The sequence below is a fragment of the Chryseobacterium sp. WLY505 genome (genome assembly GCF_030846215.1).
Classification (GTDB): Bacteria; Bacteroidota; Bacteroidia; order Flavobacteriales; family Weeksellaceae; genus Chryseobacterium.
The window spans coordinates 81,643-100,101 of the sequence record NZ_JAVCWI010000009.1; the positions used below are offsets into that span (position 1 = coordinate 81,643).

Consider the following 18,459-nt stretch of genomic DNA (forward strand, 5'->3'; position numbering starts at 1 on the left):
CTAAAACTAATACAGATGAGCAGACTTGAATTTAAAGATGGAATATACAGGATAACTAAAAAAATTCCTTTTACTGAAAATATGGTCAAAAAGGAATTTATTAGTATAGCTTTCGAATTTGCATATGAAATGGCATATGGAGAAGGATTTCATAGAGATCACAGAAATGGTGGAAGTTTAGTTAGAACTCCAGCAGAAGTCTTTGCTAATACTTTCCAAGGTAAGCTTGCAGAACTGATTTTAAATAATGAATTAATAAAAAATGGTATTACAACCTCTGGAGTTGATTTAGGAGTATTTAAAAAAGGAATATGGGATCACGGAGATATAGTTGCAGAAGGTAAAAATATTAACATCAAATCTATGGCTTTCTTTTCTAATTTATTCTTACTAGAGTGCAGAGATTGGGATCAAAGTGGCAATTATATACCTGATAATGGAAGTTTTACCTATGATTATTTTATAGCTGTTAGAATTAAGCCAAATGTAAAAGATATAGTTCTCAATGATAAAAATTTTGATAAACAGAGGATGCTTGAATTAATAAATAATCAGGATTTTTCATTTGATATTCCAGGAGTTCTATCAATTACAACTTTAAAAGAGATCATTAAAAGAAAATATATAATCAAAAAAGGAGATAGATTAAATCATACCACAATGGATGCTGACAATTATTACATCCAATGTGGTGATTTAAAGGATATTAATTTGATGTATAATAAATTAAAGGGTATTTGATTCAAGTACATCAAAAATTTTACCTGCAAGTCTTTCAATAACAGGAACACTTACAGAATTACCTGCTTGTTTGTATAAGTGTGAATTAGCAATCTCAGGAAGTTTAAAGTCATCAGGAAAACCTTGAAATCTAAAACATTCTCTTGGAGTTAACTTCCTAAAACCAAATTCTGTTTTAACCATAGGAACATTGTGTCCACCTGTTCCCATGTTTGCAGTAAGTGTTGGACATACATTAGATTTATTTTCCCTTACATACTGTCTTCTGAACTGATAAATAGTATCTTCTTTTGTCATAGTCTCTTCTAACATGTGATACATATATTTATCTTTTCCATAGTAAAACTTATCATCAACTTTTTCATGAATAATAAGATCTTTTATTTTCCTTTTTAAAGGGTCTTTTTTAGGAAACTGAAACTTAAAATCATCTGGGTGCTGTAAAATGTTTTTATCAAAACAAACCATAAAGATTCTCTCTCTATTATGAGGAATATCTCCATAATCTTTAGTATTTAAAACTTTTGCATCAAATGTATAACCTCTGCTTTCCAAGTTTTCTTGTATAACCTTAAAGGTATTGCCATGGTCATGTCCCACTAAGTTTTTTACATTTTCTAAGAAAATTACTTTAGGTCTAATTAGATCAACAATCTCCATTATGCGAAAAAAGTGGTTTCCCCTATCATCTGTAAATCCTTTTCTATAACCAGCTACTGAAAAGGGCTGACATGGAAATCCTGCAGCTAGAACATCAATTTTCTTTAGCTTATTAATATCAAAAGATATGATATCATTCTCATATAGTTGATGGGAAAAATTATGCCTATATGTTACACATGCATTCTTGTCATATTCATTTGCCCATGAAATATTAAATTTTGCTTTTTTAAATCCTAAACAAATTCCTCCTATACCAGCATATAAGCTCCCTACTGTGAATTTTTTATTCATTATCTTCTTTTATGATTAATAATAATTCTTCCAATGAATCGAATTTCTTTAAGTGGCTAAATCCATTGAACTCCACAACTTTTTTTGATTTTGAACCAATCCCAATAATTCTTTCTCTTCCTTGATATTTTTTAATAGTTTTATTTGATGCAAAACCACATATCCAAACCTCCTTAAGGTTATTAAGAATAAAAAAGATTATAGGACAATCAGAGTCTTTTTCTACCTCTGGAGTATTACCATATAAACTTAAGTTTAAACTAATTTTTATATCAGATATTGTAATATCAGATTGGATATTTTTAAGTTCTGATTTCTCCCAATCAAAAAGTTTAATCTTAAGTAGTTTTTCAAGAGAAACAATAGGTAAGCACTTACTTAATCTATTTTTATAAAACTGCTCACCTTCAAATTTGTCTCTTAACTCATTCAGGTCTTTAAGCTTAAGTTCTTTAAGTACCTTATTTTGTATTAAATGGATATCTCTATAAGGTACATCAACAACATGAAACAAAGCTTTATATTTAAGTACATTATTTACAAAGTGATTCATCAATACAATTTTTTCGAGCTACAAATATAATCATTCATTAGGTTTAAATATGTACCCAATATTTATTGGGTACACTATTAACTCAAAAACCAATGATAATCAGAACTATCATTAAGCATTTTTTGAATATCTTTTGAAAACTCAAAAGCATTCAAATTTCTATCCAGAAAAGTATCTATATAGCTACTTTTATTAGCTTGTGTGAAAAGGTTGTAAACATTCCACAAGTTAATCCTGCCATCCTCTTGTCTGCAAAAATTCTTATCTTCATAATAATCCTTAGCTATAGTATTAATATGACTATCATTAAAGTTTAATAAAGGGATATTCTGTTTTTCAGACTTAGGTAAGTGTTGATATAATCTGCTTCTACCTATAAGCTGAGCAAATTGATGTTCAGATAGATAATATTGTGTAAGCTCTTTCATTTCCATTAGATGAAGTTCAGCATTATAACCTTGTATTGTTTCAAGTACCCTAGTATACAAGTCTTGTAAACTTCCAACCCTCATATCTTCCAAAAAGCCATCTGTATTAATACACATGTTCATGCAGATTTGATTCTGAAAGCCTATAAAGAACTTGAATCTCTCCAGAGACTTCTTATTATAAAGATTCTCCAAGTTATAACTTCTAACACCTCCAACTGTCAAAGAAATCTCATTACCATTTACTCTATCAGTTATACTAGGTACTTTAATAACAAATGCCATTCTTTCATAATAAATGGTTTTCTCATGCTCTAAAAGCTCTTTTACAGCCTTATGAATAGCTGAAGGTATTCTGCCCTTAATTTGATGAGAAACCCTGATTTCAGGTTCTGTAATATGGTGATGTGGAAAAACTGTCTGAACTGCACTTAAAACAACTTCAATAAATTCCTGATGAGCAATAGTTTTCTCATTATCCTTACTGAATACAGGAATAATACAGTCATTCTGTAAATGATCTAATGTAGCTTCTGATGTATTAGCTATGATAAAAGGACTAGTCTGTTTATCATCATTTTTAGCTAGCCCAACTGGAGTATCAGGTCTATTCTGAATTTTAGAGTCAGACATTAAAAAAGCCTGAACTACATTTGAAGTTTCAGGCTTTTTATTTGGAATATCAACTTGTATAGGGATATTAACATCATTCATCTTGCTTGGATAAAATATTTCTGCTTCTTCAAAGCTCTCATTGTCATCTAAGAAAATATCTCTAATTAATTTCTTTTCTACATGAGTAGTATTACTTACACTTCTTAGCTTTAGATTAATTGGGTTTTGTTGTGGTCTTAAAATTACCTCTATAATGTTGGGAGTTTTACTGAAACTTTGAGTGTCCATTTTTACTAAAGTTATTAGGGTTAGTTAGATTGATAAGTAAAGATTTCTTGGCTTCAAAATCAGGTTTTAAGCTTTCCTGATATTGTGGAAACTGTCTGTATAAAGCTAATAGTTCAGTAACAGACTTGCAGTTCTGAATAGCCTCATATACTTCCTGTTCTGTAGCATCCATTAGATTCTGACTAGGAGAACATTCAAAAGCATCACTTGAATCTATTTTAGGCATAGAGTTTCTTCCTGTAGAACTTGGAATAATTTGAGATGGATTAGTTTTTGAGCCTGAATTACACCACTCTAATATCATTTTACCTGTATCAGAAGTAATAAGAAATTCAGGCTTATTCATAAATAATCCTGTTCTGTCTTTTGAAGCTTTAGCAAGATGATTCTCATTAATAAGTTCGAAATTGATAGTTAACTCATATTCAAAGCCATCTCTGGTGATTTCTTTAGTTCCATGTTTCACTACTTGAGTTTTACCATTACTTCCAACATCAAGAGAATAATCTATTTTCCTTCTTGTTGTAGTAATGATGTGACAGGTAGATTGTAAAATCTTATTAATGAAACCCTGGTGTCGTGGAGTTACATTAGCCCAATCTTGAAATCTTCCACCTAACTTTTCATGGATTTCTAGGCAACCTCCTATACCATTCCATTCATGGCTGGCTGAATCTATGATAATGACTTCAATTCCTGATTTCTCACATAGTTCAATAGCTTGGATATATCTTTCAGGAGAATAAGGAGCTTGTAGATCTAGAACATTGTAATTCCCTAAATCTGAATATAGAGAAGCTGAAGAATTCTCTGTATCTATTACAGCTATTTTACTCCAATCCTGTGTCATTCCATAGGCTAATAATAAGGCTGATTTGGTCTTTCCAAATCCACTTGCACCAGAAAGCCCTAACCTGAGCTTTACTTGTTGTCTTTGTGATTGTTTTAATTGCATAATGATTAATTTAAAAGGTTAAAAAATGAAATTATTTTATAGGTGAATTACAATTTGGCTATTAGCTTCAAATATGCATGGGTAGGACTAAAACTATTGATATTGTCCTGAGAATTTTGTAATTTTGTATACCAAAAGTTTTGGAACAAAACTACAACAGAGTTGTCCTCCTCTGAATTCGTGCGTTGTTAAATCATAGATTTTTAAGGTTGGGGAGATTTAAAAAGAACCCCTTGTGGCACTTGCTGAAACTAACCATTTTAAGGCTAGCACATTAGGAGTATAGTATATCTTCAAAGAGAGTGTAGAGTTTACTAGAAATAATATATCCCTGTACCACTAGAGTACAGGGATTATGTTTTTCAATCCGTCCATTTTTCTTAAAACCTATATATAGACTCAGGGATTTTGGACGGATTATTTTCTTATTTCTTCTGTTATGTTTTTTACTTCTTCCTCAGAAAGTGCATTTACTTCAAAAAATGTTTCAGGTAAGGCTTCATAGTCATAATCAGGTAGAGAGATATAATTTACAACTTCTGTGTGTCTAGGAATAGGTTTAATTTCAATAATTTTCTTCCCATTTCTCCTAGCACCACTAGCTTCTTTATAATCTGTTGTTTTGAAAAAATCATTCAATATTATACTATAAAGGGATTCAATTTGTTTGCTTTCTTCTTTATTTATAAATCTATGTTTAAATTCATACCTTGAAAGTATCTCATCCTCTTCTAGGAAATGCTTTAGTATTTCTCTAAATTCTTCTAATCTGTCTTGTGGAATGAAGTTTTCATTAGGTTTATTTAAGACAAATTGAAATGTACCCTGATGGGCTGTAGTTATGGTTATTTGAGAATTAATCACTTGTTGTCTTAAAAAATTCAAAAATTTAAATGCTTTAAGTCTTCTAGTGGCATTTGGGTTATCTTGAATATCCTCAGTATTAATTATTTCTGCATGTGCTATCCCTTCAAGGAAATACTGACTTCTATCATATACACCATCATGAAGTTTTCCATCTTTAAAATACTCATGTCTGTTTACTGGATTATTGGTATAACCAAAATGCTGTACAAAGCTAAGTAGCTGTAATTCAAAACACTTATTATGATTAGCTGTTCCATGCTTTTTTAATGGTAACAATTGTCCACTAGAATTTTGAAATATAAGTTGAAAGCTATTGAATAAATCATCCCTGAATATATTATAAAACTGGGTATCATTATAAAAGTAATATATATGCATTCTTCTATCATCTTGGAAGTAATAGCTATTACAATATTCTTTTAATCCCTTTTGTATTTCTCCATATTTAAAGATTAATGCTGGTACTCTATTACCTGAAGCTAGTTTACAATTAATAAACTGATTGGTAATAGCACAATAAGTAATATATGAAGATAGATCATTCCCATAGAAATCATATTTTTTAGCTAGTAAAGCTTCTCCTTCATTTAACTTGAATAACCTATACTCAGGGAAGTCTAGCCTAACACTATTTAATCTATCTAGTGACTTAACAAAATCAATCTCATGTCTTACATTTTCTTTTATTTCTTTTTCATAGAATGCATTAAGTATCTCATCTTGTGATGATAAAGAAAGATATTTTGTTTTATGTTCTAATTGCTGAGTATCCATTACTGAAGTATAAAATTCTTTGAATACTTCTACCTTTTCTACTTCCTCAAACTGTAAAGATTCAAAATCAAAATCTTTTGGTTTAGGGAGAATAAGATGTATTTCTCCTTTCACTCTTTGTCTTGCTAGTGCCTGAATAATTGAATTTATGCCTCCAGAGAATATTCCATAGTTATTTTTAAAAGGCTTTTTAGCTCCTTTTGGAGGTAAGATAATAACATAAGCATGATTGCCCTTTTTAATGCTTACACCAGTTTTAAAATTAGTACCAACATTACACATGCTTGGATTGTATCTGTTTTGGGGGGTAACTCTATCATTCCTTTGGTTTAGAACTAATTCAGAGGTACAATTATTGATTTCAGCATATTTCGAATATAGCTCCTTTCCAATACCTGAACCTTTATTTTTAATAATATTATCTGCTAGTGTCTTTGAATAAGATAATATGTCAATATCCTTATCAAGGTAAATAAGCTCCTTAACTAGGTCAGTAATAGCTTTATCATCATAAGTATAAAACTGTTCGTTATTATAATGCAGAAATAGCTCACTTTGCTTTTCAGAAAACCTTCTCCTTTCAGATTCTATGATTTGTATTTTATCATCAGTAAGCTCAGCTAGATACTCAATAACAACTTTTGAAGCTTCATTATATGTAGCACTAATGATATAGTTTTTCAGGATTACATTTCTCCATTTCCAAAGATTGAAAATATATTTTTCCTTAAAATTATGAATAGCATCATGTATTTCATCATAGATAAAAATAACTTTCTTCCCATGTTTTTCACAGTATTTAACTAGTCTATTAGTATAATACCTTTTGACACTAGAGCTTACAAAAGCATCTTCTCCAGGATTTCCTAACAGACAATTTGCTGTAACTATATGAATCCTTTTATGCCAGAAATCTGTTGGTTCCTCATTCCCTAAAACCTCATATCTGAATACATCTCTTTCTGGAATTTCTTTTTCCAATATATCCTTATAATACTGTTCCACTAGACTCACAAAAGGAGAAGCTAGGAAAATAACATAATCAGTATTACTGTAATATTGCTTTACAATATCAATTATTGCTGTAGTCTTACCTTGTCCTACACCTGCGTTAATAACCACAGTATTCTTGTCATACAGCTTAATGTGATTAGTTAAAGGAGTTTTAATGTATCCATCACTATCAGGAGAAATAATAACTTTCTCAGTAGTATGGAAATTAGAGAAATCTTCAGGATTAATTTGTTTGAACTCAATAGGAAAGTCTTCAAAGTGGGTATTAGGTAAATTCATGCTTAATATAAAGTTTAACTGCCTTGTAAAAATACACAAAGCAGTTAATCCATAGTTATTTTAGTTTAGAATTTAACCTATTCATCTGCTCACCAACCTTACTCTTAACAACTTTAGCATAGTGCTCTTGAGTAATAGTGATTTTAGAATGACCTAGCAGTTCTGATACAATCTCCATAGGAACATCATTAAAGAGTAATACTGTTGTAGCAAAGGTTCTTCTTGCTAGATGGTGAGTAAGTCTTTTATTTAGTCCAACTATATCAGCTATCTCTTTTAAATAAGCATTAAATTTTTGATTACTAAACTTTGGTAAAGCTTTCTTTTCATCAACATAATCATATTTCTCAATTATCTTCTTACCTCTAGAAAGTAGTGGTATTGATAATAAATGCTGAGTTTTTCCTCTGATCATATTAATCCATTCATTACCATCAAAGCCAATTATAATATGTGATTTCTCAAGGTTTACCATTTCATTATATGCTAAACCTGTATAACAGCAGAAAACAAACAAATCTGCTACTATTTGTAATCTCTCTGCTTTAAATTGATACTCTTCTATTTTAGCTAGCTCTTCCCTAGTCAAATAAGTAATTTCTTTTTTGATATGCTTTACTTTGTAGCTTGTAAATGGTTCTTTTTGTATAATATCTTGGGATATGGCAAGCTTAACTATCTTCCTGAACCTTTGTATCATCTTATTAGTAGTTGCAAGGGCTAAGGATTTCTCTGCCTTCAGGAAGAATTCATAATCTTGAATAAACTTTAAGTCCAAATCTTTGAAATGATAATCTCCCTTATTAAAAGAATACTTAATAAAGTCTTTTAATAGCTCTTTTGCCTGTTTAAACTTCCATAAAGTTGCTATAGAATACTCCTTACCTATTAGTTTTTCAATTCTATCATTATGTTCTTGAAAGAGCTGTAATATAGTTTTGTTCTTTTTAGGAGGATTTCCTTTATACTGTAAGAAAACATCTTCCACATCAAACTCTTCTTCATTAACCTGTAAAAACAAAAAAGCCTGATTAATTTTATTCTTAATCAGACTCAATTGTGTATTGATAGTTTCATTCTCAGAATTTGGTGGTTTAGCTTTCTGCTGCTTATTATCCCAGTTTTGAGGATTAATAAATATGCCTGTAGCAAAAGGTTTTCTTTCTCCCATGTAAGTAATCCTACACTTTAAGGGAGCTAGACCTTTACTATTAGATTTTGATTTATCTAATACAAATAATATTTTAATTGTCATTTTCTAGTGTTAATGAGGGTTATAATGGGGTTCCAATTTCCCAGAATAGGGTTCCTTTTGGGGACCTTTTTTAGTTTAGATTTAAAAGATAATGAGAATGTTCTAGAAAAAATAAGAATATAAAACCTTGATTCTAAGGCATAAAAAAAGCCCAACAAACTTGACGTTTTGTTTGGGCTCTTAATTAGTGGTCCCACCTGGGCTCGAACCAGGGACCACCTGATTATGAGTCAGGTGCTCTAACCAACTGAGCTATAGGACCTCAAAACTTGGTTAAATTTTGTGTTTGCAAAAATAGTAAAATTTCTTTCACTACAAAATTTTTTATTGCTTTTCTTGGCAAAGTTCTACCAGCACTCCGTTGGTAGACTTGGGATGAAGGAATACAACTAATTTGTTATCAGCACCTTCTTTCGGTTCTTCGGAGATAAACTGAAATCCTTCTTTTTTTAATCTTTTTACTTCCTCAAAGATATTGTCAACGCCAAATGCCAGATGATGGATGCCTTCTCCCTTTTTATCAATAAATTTAGAGATCGCACTTTCAGGATTACTGGCTTCTAAAAGCTCAATTTTACTTTCCCCTGTTGCATAGAAAGAAGTTACTACCCCTTCCCTTTCCACTGTTTCTTTCTTATAGGATTCTTTTCCTAATAATTTGGTAAAAAGTTCATCAGAAACCCCTAAAGACTTTACGGCAATACCAATATGTTCTAGTTTCATAAATACTAATCAATATAATTAAATCGTAAATTTGATACCGTAGTTGAATTTCAAAGTATCAATTCAAACAAAAGTACTAAATTTGCAGAAATTATGGAAAGTAACAGACAAAGAAAAGTAGCACAGATCATTCAGGAAGACTTCGCAGAGCTTTTCCGCAAACAGGCTTCAGAAAGCAAACAGAGCATATTGGTATCTGTTTCAGATGTAAAAGTAACTGCTGACTTAGGAATTGCGAAAATTTATTTAAGCATTTTCCCACAGGAATTCCGTACCGCTGTGATGAAGGAGATTGAAGAAAACAAACCTCAATACAGAAACTTCATTGGCCAGAAAATGGCAAAACAGGTACGTATTATTCCACAACTTAACTTTTACCTGGATACCGCTCTTGATGATGTTGAAAGACTGGAAAGAGAATTAAGAGGCGAAGGCGACAATCCTGTTTTATAGATCTTGAAGAATATTGCATTTTACATAGCATCCAGATACCTTTTGGCTAAAAAGGGAAGTACTGCCGTTACGTTCATTACGTGGCTGGCCGTAGGTGCCATGACGGTTGCTGTGGCTGCAATGTTCGTCATTATTTCTGTTTTTTCAGGGCTTGAAGACCTGAACAAAGATCTCATTTCCAATCTTCATGCAGATCTTACTATAAAAAGTACTTCGGGGAAAACCATCAAAAATCTGGATAAAGTCAGTAAAACTTTAAGCAGTACTAAAGAAATCAGCAGTTTCTCCCGTGTTATTGAAGAAAAAGTATATATCAGTTTCAACGGAAAAGGTGATATTGCTTACTTAAGAGGTGTAGATTCTGCCTACGTGAAAGTAAATCCTATTAATAAAGAAGTGTTCTACGGAACGTATCCGAGTTTCAGATACTCCAATGAGGTATTGATGGAAAACAGTCTGGATAACAGACTTTCGATTCCGGTAGATTCTTCCAATCACTACGCAACAGTTTTCATGCCCAAACCGGGAACAGGAATTATCAGTAAGGAAGAAGACATCTATAATAAAAGAGACATTCTGGTAACGGGTGTTTTCCCCGGTAAAGACCAGCTGGACAATTATATCATTTCTCCTATTGAACTTACAGAAGAATTACTTACCCTTCCTAAAAAATCGGCTTATCAGATTGTTATTAAACTGAAAAATCCGGAAAATGCAGATGCCGTAAAACAAAATCTGCTTTCTTCTCTTGGAAAAAATATTGAGATCAAAACCAAGGAAGAGGAAAATGCCGCTTTCTGGAAGATGATCAATACTGAAAAACTTTTTATTTACCTGATCTTTGCATTGGTGATCTTTATTACCACCTTTAATTTGGCGGGAGCCATTATTATTCTTCAGCTTGATAAAAAAGAGCAGGCAAAATCATTGATATCACTAGGTTTCCCTTTAAGCCATTTAAGAATGACCTATTTCTACACCGGCCTCCTGATTGTTATTTCCGGTGTGATTACCGGATTAATTCTTGGAACAGCACTTTGCTACTTCCAGCTTTATACAGAATTCTTCAGAGCCAATGAAGTTCTGCCATTCCCGGTAAAAATTGTAGGTAAAAATTATCTTATCGTAGCCCTTACAGCTTCCTTATTTGGAATCACTATTTCATGGTTCTTTTCAAAAATCAGTAAAGAATATATTACTAAAAACTAATACATTTAGTTTATACGTTACATTAAGTTAATATACTTCGGTTTCATTTTTTCGTACCTTTACGCCCCAATTTTAAAAAATGAAACAAATTTTATCTTTTTTTCTTTTAAGCGTGACATTTATAAGCGCTTTGGCACAGGCTCCGGCAGGATATTATACAAATGCTAACGGATTAACAGGTGCAGCTCTTAAAACAGCTCTTCAAATCATTATCAGTGATGGACACATAGATAATGGCTATGGTGGTTTATGGACAGGCTATGCTACTACTGACCGCGACTATTTTTATGAAAATGACGGAACTATTCTGGATATTTATTCTGAAAATCCAAATGGACCAGATCAGTATAATTTCACTCTGGGAACCAGTCAGTGCGGATCTGCCGGATATTCTAATGAAGGTGACTGCTACAACAGAGAGCACGTGATTCCTCAAAGTTTATTCAACAGTGCTTCTCCTATGGTTGCTGATATTCATTTTATCCGAGCTACCGATGGAAAAGTGAACGGAATGAGATCCAACTACCCTTTCGGAACGGTTGGCAACACTTCTTTCACCTCTAAAAACGGATCAAAACTTGGTACATCTGTATCAGCAGGATACGGAGGGACTGTATTTGAGCCTATCGACGCTTTCAAAGGAGATATTGCAAGAATGATTCTTTATTTTGTAACAAGATATGAGGATAAACTTCATAATTTCACCACTGGTGATATGCTTGGCAACACAGCATTTCCTGGACTACAGCCTTGGGCACTTAACCAATATTTAGCGTGGAATGCAATGGACCCTGTATCTCCGGAAGAAATTGCAAGAAACAATGCTTCTTATACTTACCAGGGAAACAGAAACCCTTTCATTGATCACCCTGAATATGTTACCCAGATCTGGGGAGCTCCGGTTGTTGATAGCCAGGCCCCTACAGCAGCAACCAACCTTGTTGCCAGCAACCCAACTTCAAACTCTATTGCTTTAAGCTGGACAGCGGCTACAGACAATGTGGGAGTAACCTCGTATCAGATTTATGCGAACGGTACCTTAAAAGCTACTGTTTCAGGTACAACTACATCTACTATTGTTTCCGGATTATCACCATTGACGCAGTACACATTCTACATCATTGCTAAAGATGCTTTCGCAAACTCTTCTCCACAAAGTACAACAGCTACAGAAACAACTCTTGATGTACCCGCAGGAGGAGGAAGCTGTGGAACTGAAAATTTCGAAACAATCAGTGGTCCTGTAAATACATATCTGACAGTAAACTGGACCAACAACGGAATTTCATGGACTGCTACAGACTCAAGAGTTGACCAAACTATCAATAATAAAGCTATTACCATAAAAAATGGTACTTTAACAAGTTCAACTTTCTCAGGTGGTGTTCAAAGCTTAACTTTAACAACTCAATTGAAATTCTCCGGGAGTGCAGGCTACTTTAATGTTCTTGTAAACGATGTTAATGTAGGAACTATTCCTTACAGTAATGTTGTTACCACCACTACCATCAGCAATATAAATGTAAGCGGAAATGCCGTGATTAAACTGACAAATTCCTCTACTTCCAACAGAGTGGCTCTGGATGATCTTAGCTGGACATGTTTCGGAACTACGTTAGCGACTGCTGAAAATCAAAAAGACAAATCAGCAGTTACCATCTACCCTAATCCGGTAAGAAATAATGAATTATTTGTAAAAGGAGAAAACCTTAGCAAAATTTCAAAAGCCGAGATCTATGATCTTTCAGGGAAATTAATTGAAACAATTGCCAATCCTTTCAGACATTCAAACAAAATCAATCTTAAAGGTATGATTAAAGGAACTTATGTCCTGAAAACAGATAATTTCTCTACCAAATTTATCGTAGATTAATTATTAAAAAATATTTCAAACTAAGGCCGGATTTATCCGGTCTTTTTTTTTATTTTTGATAGATGGATTCCAATAAAAAATTAGGATTGATAGGAAGAAATATTTCCTATTCTTTTTCTAAAAAATTCTTCGAAAATAAGTTCCAGAAGCTCATGCTGAAGAACTTCTCCTATGATATTTTTGACCTGAACGACATTCATGAAGTAAAAGATCTTTTTGCTTCTCCCGACCTGTTAGGATTTAATGTAACCATCCCTTATAAAGAAAAAATAATCGATTATCTGGATGAATTAAGTGATGAAGCCGAGAAAATAGGTGCCGTCAACTGCGTTCTTATTCAGGATGGAAAAAAAACAGGCTACAATACAGATGCGTTCGGTTTTGAAAAGACGCTTCTTTTACACAAGAAACCGTCACAGGACAAAGCATTAATCTTAGGAAACGGAGGGGCTGCCAAGGCCGTAAAATATGCATTGGACAAACACAGTATTCCTTCTGTAACCATTTCCAGAAGTACAGAAATCAATTTTGAAAATCTTGATCAGGAAACTGTTGCCGACCATAAAATTATCATTCAATGTACACCGGTAGGCACTTTCCCGAATGTGAAAGACTGTCTGAATTTTCCTTTTGACGGACTTTCTTCGGATCATCTGGTTATTGATCTGATTTACAACCCCAATTATACTCAATTCATCATCAATGCCTCTGAAAAAGGAGCAAAAACGGTAAATGGATACTATATGCTTGAACAGCAAGCAGAAAAAGCTTGGGAAATTTGGAATTTTCAAAAAAAATAACATAAATTAGTACTTTAATTGGCCTTAAAGCTATATTTAAAGGATATTAACGCCACTCACATAAAAGATTTGCTATGACTACAGAAAACAATCTTTCTGAAAACGAAGAAAAGAAAAATCCTAACGAAGTATCTCAGGACCCATCAGAAAACACAGTTTCTCATGATGCAAACCAACATGAAGATGATGCAGAACACCTGGATGAACATGAAGAAGAAATTTCCCTTGCCGATGCTTTAAAGGAAATGGAAAAAATCATCAACACTCCCAACGCTGGTGAGAACTTCAAAAGATTCAATCAGCTGAAGGAAAAAGCAAGTCATTACATCCATGATGAAGTGGAGGATAAAAAGCATGAATACATAGAAGCCGGAAATGCAGCTGAAAATTTCAGCTACGAACACCCTTCTCAGGCTAAATACTCTGCATTGGTTAATATTTTCAGAGAAAAACATGACGACTTCCAGAAAGGACAGGAAGAAGAGCAAAAGAAAAACCTTGACCACCGTCAAAGTATAATTGAAAGACTTAAAAATCTATACACAAGCTCTGAACCGGGAATCAATCTTTTCAAATCTATCCGTGAGATTAAAGAGGACTGGTCAAAGGCCGGACAGGTTGCCAAATCTGAATTCAAAATTCTTAACAATAACTATTTCCACCACCTGAATCAGTTTTATCAGATGCTGGATCTGAACAAAGAATTTCTGGAGCAGGAATACAGCCACAACCTTGAAAAAAGAGAGCACATCATTGCCCGCGCTAAAGAACTTGAAAATGAACCGGTGATTCAGAAGGCTTTAAATGAGCTTCAATACCTTCACAAACTTTGGAAAGAAGAAGCTGAGCCTGTTGCAGAAGAATTCCGTGAAAAAACATGGGAGGAATTCAAAGAAATTTCAAACAAAATTCACGAAAGAAAATCTGAGCTTTCTGCTTCCATTGAAAAAGAGCAGGCCGTTAATCTTGAAAAGAAGAATGAAATCATTGCCGAAATCAAGAAACTTTCTGAACCATCAGAAGCACCTAATCACAACTATTGGCAGAATGCTATCAAAAGAGTGGAAGATCTGCGCTCTGAATTCCTGAAAACCGGAAGTGTTCCGAGAAAACTTTCCAACCAAAACTGGAATGACTTCAAAACTACACTAAGAGGTTTCAATACAACGAAAAACAACTATTATAAATCGTTGAAAGGTTCTCAGCAAGCGAATCTTGAAGAAAAATTAAAGCTGATCCAGACGGCACAGGATAATATGAACAACGAAGAATGGGATATTGCTGTTCCGTTATTCAAAAAACTTCAGGAAGACTGGAAAAAAATCGGCCACGTTCCCAAAAGCATGACCAATAAAATCTGGGATGAATTCCGTGACGCTTGTAATGCATTCTTCAACAATTACAGAGAGAAAAGCAATACCTCCACAGACAACTGGAAGGAGAACTATAAGAACAAAAAAGCTCTTCTTGATGAACTTAAAGAAGTTTCCAACGAAGAAGGAAGCATTGAAAGAATTGAGCAGATCAAAACTTCATGGAATAATATCGGAAAAGTTCCGAGAGATAAAATTTCAATCAACTCTGAATTCAACAAAACATTGAGAGAGAAATTGAAAATAAATAAGATCAACGAACTTGAACTGAAAGAGGAAGGTCTATCTGAAAACCAGCTTACCGATAAAGCAAGAAAGATCAAAAATCAAATCTCTGATCTTGAAGCAGAAATCGTTAAACTGGAAAACAACCTTTCTTTCTTCAACAAGCCGTCCAGAGAAAACCCTCTGTTAAAAGATACTTACAACACGATTGATGAGAAAAAAGCTCATCTGGAAACATTAAAACAAAATCTCCACACTATTATCAGCGGAGAATAATACATAACAGAATAAATAAAGGCGGAGCAAAGCAATTTGTCTTCGCTTTTTATTTTTATACCTATGAACAACGACGAATTTTATATTAAAAGATGTATTGAGCTTGCCCAAAAAGCTCTTGGCAACACCTACCCCAACCCTCTTGTTGGAAGTGTAATTGTACACAACGGAGAGATCATTGGTGAAGGCTATCATCACAAGGCAGGAGAAAACCACGCAGAGATCAATGCGATCAATTCCGTTAAGAATAAAGAGCTTATTCCGGAATCTACCATTTATGTATCACTGGAACCGTGCGCACATTATGGCAAGACACCGCCTTGTGCTTTAAAAATTAAAGAACTGGGCTTTAAAAAAGTAGTGATTGGCGCTATGGATTCCCATGATAAAGTGAATGGAAAGGGGAAGAAAATCATTCAGGATGCAGGAATTGAAGCTGTTTCAGGAATACTTGAAAAAGAATGCATTGAACTTAACAAAAGGTTTTTCACGTATCACGAAAAGAAAAGACCTTATATCATTTTAAAATGGGCAGAATCCGGTGATGGTTTTCTTGATAGAGATTTTAAACCTACAGCCATTTCCAACTCATTGGTTAATCAGTTTGTGCATCAGTTAAGAGCAGACGAGCATGCCATTTTAGTAGGAACTCAAACCGCTTTGAATGACAACCCAAGTCTTACCGTTAGAAATGCTGAAGGCGTAAATCCTATCAGAATTCTGATTGATTTTGATTTAAAAGTTCCTGCTGCCTTCAATATTTATAATAATGAAGCAAGAACATTGGTTTTAAATTCTGTGAAGGAAGGTTCTGAAGGACATATTCAATTCATTAAAATCAACAAGGCTGATTTTCTGGCTGAACTCATGGAGATATTGTATAAAGAACAAATACAATCTGTGATTATCGAAGGGGGCCGCTTTACGCTGCAGGAATTTATTAATGCTGATCTTTGGGATGAAGCCATTGTGATTAAAAATGAGAATTTGATATTGGAAAATGGAACAAAAGCCCCGGAATTTGGCAAAATTCCTTCTACAATTGAAAATTTCAGAGATAATACCATTTCATTTTTTAAAGCAAAATAGCAGTTTTATCACTGTAAAATGAAATATTTTTTTTTACATTAGTTTTACAAAATTAAAACTACCATGAAAAATTTGAAAAAAGTATCAAGAACCGGCTTAAAAGCAATCCAGGGAGGAGCATTTGTAAACTGTACTTTACCAAATGGAGACCTTACGAGATGTAGAGATTTCTGTCCTACAGACTTTTGTGGCCCTACCAACTACATCTGTTTACTTCCGCTGGATTATTGCGGATAAAAATAACAGAAGTTATAATACATAAAATTGGGAAGCTGCCAGAAATCTGGCGGCTTCTTTACTTAACTACTTGGATTTATTTAATATTTTTGCAGAACAAAGCAGCAACTCTGATGACGTTCGAATACAAAACCATAGAAAAACCCATAGAAAATACTCTTTTAAAAGAAAAAGGCAGTAAGTTTATAGGATTTGCTTATCCTGTGACTAACGAAAAAGAATTAAAGAGCGCGCTGGAAAAGATAAGAGAAGAACATCCGAAGGCGACTCACCACTGTTATGCTTTCAGAATGGGATTGAATGGGGAAAACTATCGCGCCAACGATGACGGTGAACCTTCCGGAAGTGCAGGATTACCCATTTACAATCAGTTATTAGCTAATGAAATCACAAATGTACTCGTGATTGTTGTTCGTTATTATGGAGGGACTAAACTGGGAGTTTCCGGACTTGTAAAGACTTATAAAGAATCTGCGAAGATTACATTGGAGGAAGCTACTATTATCACCAGAGAATTAGAAACAGAAGTAGAGATTCAATTTAATTTTAATCAACAGAATACTATTTTCACTTTACTTTCTAAATTTGATGCTAAAGTTTTGAACTTCGATGCCAATGAAAACTGTATTCTTACTGCATCATTAAAACTGGCCCAAAAAGAAAGCATCTCAGAAAAGCTTTCTGAGATGCAATATGTTTCATTTGAATTTAATGATTAATCCCTTCTTCCACCAAGAAGCAAAGATGCCCAGTAAAGAAGTTGTGCCAGAGAACCTAACGCTGCTACCACATAAGTTCTTGCTGCCCATTTCAAGCTATCCTGTACTCCAACAAATTCTTCTGCAGTTACAGTTCCTGTATCTTTAAGCCACTTCATCGCTCTGTTACTTGCATCGTACTCTACCGGAAGCGTTACAAAAGCAAAAAGTGTAGTCATCGCAAACATTGCAACTCCTATGGCAAGCACAGTTGTATTTCCATTTGGATTCTCAATTGTTCTGGATGCAGCCATTACTGCGATACCCGCAATAAGGACAAATTGCATCAGATTGGAACTTATATTTACAATAGGAACCAGTTTTGAACGTAAATTCAACATAGAATATCCTACCGCATGCTGTACCGCGTGTCCGCACTCATGAGCTGCTACTGCCGCTGCCGCTGCGTTTCTTTGCATATAAACGCCTTCAGAAAGGTTCACTGTTTTATCTGCCGGATTATAGTGGTCCGTCAACTGCCCGGGTACTGATATGACCTGAACATCATTTATTCCGTTGTCTCTCAACATCTTTTCCGCTACTTCTTTCCCCGAAAGGCCATTTCGAAGGTGTACATTGGAATAATATTCAAATTTCGATTTCAATCTGGACGAAACCCACCAGCTCACCAACATTGAAATACCAATAATGATATAATAACCCACCATTTTATATAAATTTTGTGTTTAATTTTACCCATAATCATATAAAAACTGTGCC

At 33.7% G+C, this 18,459-nt stretch carries 17 protein-coding genes and 1 tRNA gene; 9 read left to right on the top strand and 9 right to left on the bottom strand.

All coding sequences use genetic code 11. The features are described 5' to 3' along the window. Positions 1-15 precede the first annotated feature (15 nt). The gene (locus tag RAH34_RS17420; RefSeq protein WP_306596957.1) at positions 16-741 is read left to right on the top strand and encodes a hypothetical protein; all 726 of its coding nucleotides are present in this window, start codon (positions 16-18) and stop codon (positions 739-741) included. Here RAH34_RS17420 and dcm read toward each other — a convergent pair. The 8 genes from dcm to mce form a co-directional block, all read right to left on the bottom strand. Continuing rightward, positions 727-1,695, bottom strand: coding sequence for a DNA (cytosine-5-)-methyltransferase (dcm, locus tag RAH34_RS17425; RefSeq protein ID WP_306596958.1), 969 nt, complete (start codon positions 1,693-1,695; stop codon positions 727-729). The two genes, RAH34_RS17420 and dcm, sit on opposite strands and share 15 nt — an antisense overlap. After that, positions 1,688-2,248: a hypothetical protein gene (locus tag RAH34_RS17430; protein ID WP_090000228.1), complete on the bottom strand. Its 561-nt coding sequence runs from the start codon at positions 2,246-2,248 to the stop codon at positions 1,688-1,690. Before RAH34_RS17430 ends, dcm begins: the two co-directional genes overlap by 8 nt. A 77-nt stretch (positions 2,249-2,325) precedes the next feature. Further along, a complete protein-coding gene (locus tag RAH34_RS17435; protein WP_090000227.1) occupies positions 2,326-3,579 on the bottom strand; it encodes a DUF3871 family protein in 1,254 nt (417 codons plus the stop codon). Beyond that, entirely contained in the window at positions 3,557-4,534 is a 978-nt protein-coding gene (locus RAH34_RS17440; protein ID WP_090000226.1) for an AAA family ATPase, read from the bottom strand. The genes RAH34_RS17435 and RAH34_RS17440 overlap by 23 nt, the downstream gene beginning before the upstream one ends. Positions 4,535-4,951: 417 nt before the next feature. Further along, on the bottom strand, positions 4,952-7,468 hold the full coding sequence (locus tag RAH34_RS17445; protein ID WP_306596959.1) for a DEAD/DEAH box helicase family protein: 2,517 nt from the start codon (positions 7,466-7,468) through the stop codon (positions 4,952-4,954). Between the two features lie 55 nt (positions 7,469-7,523). Continuing rightward, complete coding sequence (locus tag RAH34_RS17450) at positions 7,524-8,723, bottom strand: site-specific integrase (RefSeq protein ID WP_090000224.1); 1,200 nt, start codon at positions 8,721-8,723, stop codon at positions 7,524-7,526. Positions 8,724-8,911: 188 nt separating this feature from the next. Continuing rightward, positions 8,912-8,985 (bottom strand) — tRNA-Ile (locus RAH34_RS17455). A 62-nt stretch (positions 8,986-9,047) separates the two neighbouring features. Next, a complete protein-coding gene (mce, locus tag RAH34_RS17460) occupies positions 9,048-9,446 on the bottom strand; it encodes a methylmalonyl-CoA epimerase (protein WP_114820906.1) in 399 nt (132 codons plus the stop codon). Between the two features lie 93 nt (positions 9,447-9,539). Between mce and rbfA the strand changes: the two genes are divergently transcribed. From rbfA to RAH34_RS17500, 8 genes are all read left to right on the top strand, one after another. After that, entirely contained in the window at positions 9,540-9,899 is a 360-nt protein-coding gene (gene rbfA, locus RAH34_RS17465) for a 30S ribosome-binding factor RbfA (RefSeq protein WP_034693455.1), read from the top strand. Between the two features lie 3 nt (positions 9,900-9,902). Beyond that, positions 9,903-11,108 (top strand): ABC transporter permease, encoded by a 1,206-nt coding sequence (locus RAH34_RS17470; RefSeq protein WP_114820907.1) that lies wholly within the window; start codon positions 9,903-9,905, stop codon positions 11,106-11,108. A 79-nt stretch (positions 11,109-11,187) separates the two neighbouring features. Beyond that, positions 11,188-12,981 (top strand): endonuclease, encoded by a 1,794-nt coding sequence (locus tag RAH34_RS17475; RefSeq protein ID WP_306596960.1) that lies wholly within the window; start codon positions 11,188-11,190, stop codon positions 12,979-12,981. 62 nt (positions 12,982-13,043) lie between these two features. Beyond that, positions 13,044-13,781 carry a shikimate dehydrogenase gene (locus RAH34_RS17480; protein WP_306596961.1) on the top strand — a complete coding sequence of 246 codons (738 nt, stop codon included), beginning with the start codon at positions 13,044-13,046 and terminating at the stop codon, positions 13,779-13,781. A gap of 74 nt (positions 13,782-13,855) precedes the next feature. Next, positions 13,856-15,655 (top strand): DUF349 domain-containing protein, encoded by a 1,800-nt coding sequence (locus RAH34_RS17485; protein WP_114820910.1) that lies wholly within the window; start codon positions 13,856-13,858, stop codon positions 15,653-15,655. A 63-nt stretch (positions 15,656-15,718) separates the two neighbouring features. After that, the gene (gene ribD / locus RAH34_RS17490; RefSeq protein ID WP_306596962.1) at positions 15,719-16,744 is read left to right on the top strand and encodes a bifunctional diaminohydroxyphosphoribosylaminopyrimidine deaminase/5-amino-6-(5-phosphoribosylamino)uracil reductase RibD; all 1,026 of its coding nucleotides are present in this window, start codon (positions 15,719-15,721) and stop codon (positions 16,742-16,744) included. Between the two features lie 63 nt (positions 16,745-16,807). Next, complete coding sequence (locus RAH34_RS17495; protein WP_162800915.1) at positions 16,808-16,981, top strand: hypothetical protein; 174 nt, start codon at positions 16,808-16,810, stop codon at positions 16,979-16,981. Between the two features lie 113 nt (positions 16,982-17,094). Next, the gene (locus RAH34_RS17500; protein WP_306597013.1) at positions 17,095-17,700 is read left to right on the top strand and encodes a YigZ family protein; all 606 of its coding nucleotides are present in this window, start codon (positions 17,095-17,097) and stop codon (positions 17,698-17,700) included. Here the strand turns inward: RAH34_RS17500 and RAH34_RS17505 are convergent. Then, positions 17,697-18,407, bottom strand: a complete 711-nt coding sequence (locus tag RAH34_RS17505) for a zinc metallopeptidase (protein WP_171006330.1) — start codon at positions 18,405-18,407, stop codon at positions 17,697-17,699. The genes RAH34_RS17500 and RAH34_RS17505 overlap by 4 nt on opposite strands. Positions 18,408-18,459 lie beyond the last annotated feature (52 nt).

Bases quoted from the DNA above. Each gene is read 5' to 3' on its own strand.
- RAH34_RS17430 (WP_090000228.1), bottom strand. From the start codon at position 2,248: ATGAATCACTTTGTAAATAATGTACTTAAATATAAAGCTTTGTTTCAT.
- RAH34_RS17435 (WP_090000227.1), bottom strand. From the start codon at position 3,579: ATGGACACTCAAAGTTTCAGTAAAACTCCCAACATTATAGAGGTAATT.
- RAH34_RS17485 (WP_114820910.1), top strand. From the start codon at position 13,856: ATGACTACAGAAAACAATCTTTCTGAAAACGAAGAAAAGAAAAATCCT.
- RAH34_RS17500 (WP_306597013.1), top strand. From the start codon at position 17,095: ATGACGTTCGAATACAAAACCATAGAAAAACCCATAGAAAATACTCTT.
- rbfA (WP_034693455.1), top strand. From the start codon at position 9,540: ATGGAAAGTAACAGACAAAGAAAAGTAGCACAGATCATTCAGGAAGAC.
- RAH34_RS17450 (WP_090000224.1), bottom strand. From the start codon at position 8,723: ATGACAATTAAAATATTATTTGTATTAGATAAATCAAAATCTAATAGT.
- RAH34_RS17480 (WP_306596961.1), top strand. From the start codon at position 13,044: ATGGATTCCAATAAAAAATTAGGATTGATAGGAAGAAATATTTCCTAT.
- ribD (WP_306596962.1), top strand. From the start codon at position 15,719: ATGAACAACGACGAATTTTATATTAAAAGATGTATTGAGCTTGCCCAA.
- dcm (WP_306596958.1), bottom strand. From the start codon at position 1,695: ATGAATAAAAAATTCACAGTAGGGAGCTTATATGCTGGTATAGGAGGA.
- RAH34_RS17440 (WP_090000226.1), bottom strand. From the start codon at position 4,534: ATGCAATTAAAACAATCACAAAGACAACAAGTAAAGCTCAGGTTAGGG.
- RAH34_RS17475 (WP_306596960.1), top strand. From the start codon at position 11,188: ATGAAACAAATTTTATCTTTTTTTCTTTTAAGCGTGACATTTATAAGC.
- RAH34_RS17420 (WP_306596957.1), top strand. From the start codon at position 16: ATGAGCAGACTTGAATTTAAAGATGGAATATACAGGATAACTAAAAAA.
- RAH34_RS17445 (WP_306596959.1), bottom strand. From the start codon at position 7,468: ATGAATTTACCTAATACCCACTTTGAAGACTTTCCTATTGAGTTCAAA.
- mce (WP_114820906.1), bottom strand. From the start codon at position 9,446: ATGAAACTAGAACATATTGGTATTGCCGTAAAGTCTTTAGGGGTTTCT.
- RAH34_RS17505 (WP_171006330.1), bottom strand. From the start codon at position 18,407: ATGGTGGGTTATTATATCATTATTGGTATTTCAATGTTGGTGAGCTGG.
- RAH34_RS17495 (WP_162800915.1), top strand. From the start codon at position 16,808: ATGAAAAATTTGAAAAAAGTATCAAGAACCGGCTTAAAAGCAATCCAG.